Below are 2,533 nucleotides of genomic sequence, written 5' to 3'. Positions count from 1 at the left end.
GTAAGCGGGCAGCTGAGGCCGTTCAGCGCTGGTAATTCCATGGCATGAGGGCGTCGATATCGCTGTTTGGCCAGCCATTGGCAATGCGCTCGAGGGTCAGGGTGAGCCAGGCGTGCGGATCGACCTGATTCATCTTGGCGGTGGTCAGCAGGGTGGCGATGGTGGCCCATGTCCGTCCGCCGCCGTCGCTGCCCGCGAAGAGGCTGTTCTTTCGGGTAATTGTCTGCGGCCGGATGGCGCGCTCGACGGTGTTGGAGTCGATTTCGATCCGGCCGTCGGTGAGGAAGCGCTCCAGCGCGGCACGCCGGCCGAGTGCATAGCGGATCGCCTCGGCCGGCTTCGATTTTCCCGACAGCTTGGGCAGCTCCTTTTCCCACAGCGCAAAGAGAGCGGCAACGATGACGGCGGATTTCTCCTGACGCGCAGTTATCCGTACTGCCGGGTCCTGGCCGCGTACGGCCTCCTCGGCGGCCCACAGTGGGGCCATCTGCGCCACCGTCTGCGAGGCGATAACGGAGGAGCCTGCGGCATGCAGTTCGTAGAACTTGCGCCGCACGTGCGACCAGCACGCCGCCAGCATCACGCCGTCATTGCCCCGATCGGATCGGGCCAGCCGGTTATAGGCGGCGTATCCGTCGACTTGCAGGATGCCGCGATAGCCGTCCAGATGACGGGCGACACATTCGCCGGCGCGGCTGTCCTCGAAGCGGTAGGCGACGATGGGCGGTCCACTGCCGCCAAAGGGCCGATCATCGCGGACATAGGTCCAGAGGTAGGCCGTCTTGGCCTTGCCAGATCCCGGCGCCAGCGTTGGCAGCGTGGTCTCATCGGCGAAGACCCGCTCCCCCTGCTTGATGCGAGCCAGTGCGTAATCGGCGAGCGGCTCGAGCTCGAAGCCGAGCTTGCCCATCCACTGCGCCATCTGTGACCGGTCGATCTCGACCTGATCGCGGGCATAGATCGCTTCCTGGCGGTAGAGCGGCAGGCCATCGGCGTATTTCGACACCGCGATCTGCGCCAGCAGCGCTTCGGTCGGAATGCCGCTTTCGATGATGCGGGCGGGCGCGGCTGCCTGGATGACGCCGTCCCAACCCTTGTAGGCATATTTGGGGCGACGCGTAACGATCACCCGGAACTTCGCCGGGGTGAGATCGAGCCGTTCGGAGACGTCCTCGCCGATCAGGATCTTTTCCAGCGCTTCGCAGCCAGCAGGCGTTTCGGGCTCGATGACCACCTCGACCCGTTCGAGATGGGCCGCAAAGCCTTTGCGAGGGCGCGGGGCGCGCTTCGCTTTCGAGCCGCCCGCAGACTTCTCCATCTGCGCTTGGATGGCCGCCACGCCGGTTTCGATCTCGTCGAAGACCAGAGCGTACTGCTCCTCGCTCAGCGCACCGGCCCGCAACCTTTCGGAGCGGCTGCCGAAGCGCGACCGCTCCAGCATCTTCACCACCGCCGTCAGTCGTGCGATCCGCTCCTCGGCGCTCTTGTTGACCAACTCGAGATGCGTATTGTGGGCTTCGAGATCGGCATTACGCTCTTCCAGACCGGCGGCTTTTTCGGCCATGGCAACAACCATCGCCTTGAGCGCGTCAACGTCGTCCGGGAGCGCGAGATCGGGTGCCGACATGGCCAAAATCAGAGCATATTCGCGGGCAATTTTCCCGCGTTTTCAGGCCCCTGATTCATCATGCCGCAGGGTTTTACCCAACCGATTGCGGCCGCCTGACGGTCTCCGTTCGAACCCGTTTCCAGTCCATTCCGTCAACCAGAGCCATGAGCTGAGCATGATTGAGCTGGACCCGGTGGTGGCCGATCCGCGGCCAGCAGAACTTCGCCTCATCCAGCCGCTTGGCATAAAGACACACGCCGCTGCCGTCCCACCAGACGATCTTGATCCTGTCCGCTCTTTTGGCGCGGAATACATAAAGTGCGCCGTTGAATGGATCCGAGCCGGCATCGCGCACCAGTGCCAAAAGGCCGTCGGGACCTTTTCTAAAATCGACGGGATGACTGGCGAGCAACACCTTCACGCCAGCCGGGATCATGCCTGGCGAACCGCCCGGATAATCCGCACCAGCTGCTCCTCATTGATATCGGCACCGGCGCGAATGACCACGCCACCCAGCTCGATCTCCACCGACGCAGACGCTGTCGGCGTGACCTCGACAAAGCCGAGCCGCTCCGCATCCCTGTGTGGCGTGACCGCACCGCTCTTGATCGCCTTGCTCCGCCAGCCGAACAGCTGGGCCGGCGCCATCCCCGCCTGTCTGGCAATGGCCGATACATTCGCGCCCGGCTTCAGTGTCGCCTCGATCAGCCGCGACTTCGCTTCCGCCGACCAGCGCCGGCGCGGACGCTGCGGGCTTGCCTCCAGTCGGTTGGCAACCGCTTCAAGAACATGGAAACTTCTATCATCAGGCATAGGCGCAGACATAGAAATTGACACTGCAACCTCCTCGGCTCCTTGCTTCAGTGTCAGTATGTCTCGCTCATCACCTCAAGCCGCGCCAGATGGGGTCAGCTTGGCGCTTAC

The 2,533-nt window shown here is 63.6% G+C and carries 3 protein-coding genes; all 3 read right to left on the bottom strand.

Features of this window, described 5'->3' with window-relative positions; all coding sequences use genetic code 11:
• Window positions 1-22 precede the first annotated feature (22 nt).
• Window positions 23-1,627 (bottom strand): IS66 family transposase, encoded by a 1,605-nt coding sequence (gene tnpC, locus NKH91_RS32220; RefSeq protein WP_352885607.1) that lies wholly within the window; start codon window positions 1,625-1,627, stop codon window positions 23-25.
• Window positions 1,628-1,700: 73 nt separating this feature from the next.
• On the bottom strand, window positions 1,701-2,045 hold the full coding sequence (tnpB, locus tag NKH91_RS32215; protein WP_352642448.1) for an IS66 family insertion sequence element accessory protein TnpB: 345 nt from the start codon (window positions 2,043-2,045) through the stop codon (window positions 1,701-1,703).
• The gene (locus NKH91_RS32210; RefSeq protein WP_245274633.1) at window positions 2,042-2,422 is read right to left on the bottom strand and encodes a transposase; all 381 of its coding nucleotides are present in this window, start codon (window positions 2,420-2,422) and stop codon (window positions 2,042-2,044) included. Before NKH91_RS32210 ends, tnpB begins: the two co-directional genes overlap by 4 nt.
• Window positions 2,423-2,533 lie beyond the last annotated feature (111 nt).

Origin of the sequence: Mesorhizobium sp. M0894 (assembly GCF_040319725.1) — a bacterium.
In the GTDB taxonomy this organism is placed as follows: domain Bacteria; phylum Pseudomonadota; class Alphaproteobacteria; order Rhizobiales; family Rhizobiaceae; genus Mesorhizobium.
This window is presented reverse-complemented; position numbering and strand designations above follow the sequence as displayed.

Bases quoted from the DNA above. Each gene is read 5' to 3' on its own strand.
- tnpC (WP_352885607.1), bottom strand. From the start codon at position 1,627: ATGTCGGCACCCGATCTCGCGCTCCCGGACGACGTTGACGCGCTCAAG.
- NKH91_RS32210 (WP_245274633.1), bottom strand. From the start codon at position 2,422: ATGCCTGATGATAGAAGTTTCCATGTTCTTGAAGCGGTTGCCAACCGA.
- tnpB (WP_352642448.1), bottom strand. From the start codon at position 2,045: ATGATCCCGGCTGGCGTGAAGGTGTTGCTCGCCAGTCATCCCGTCGAT.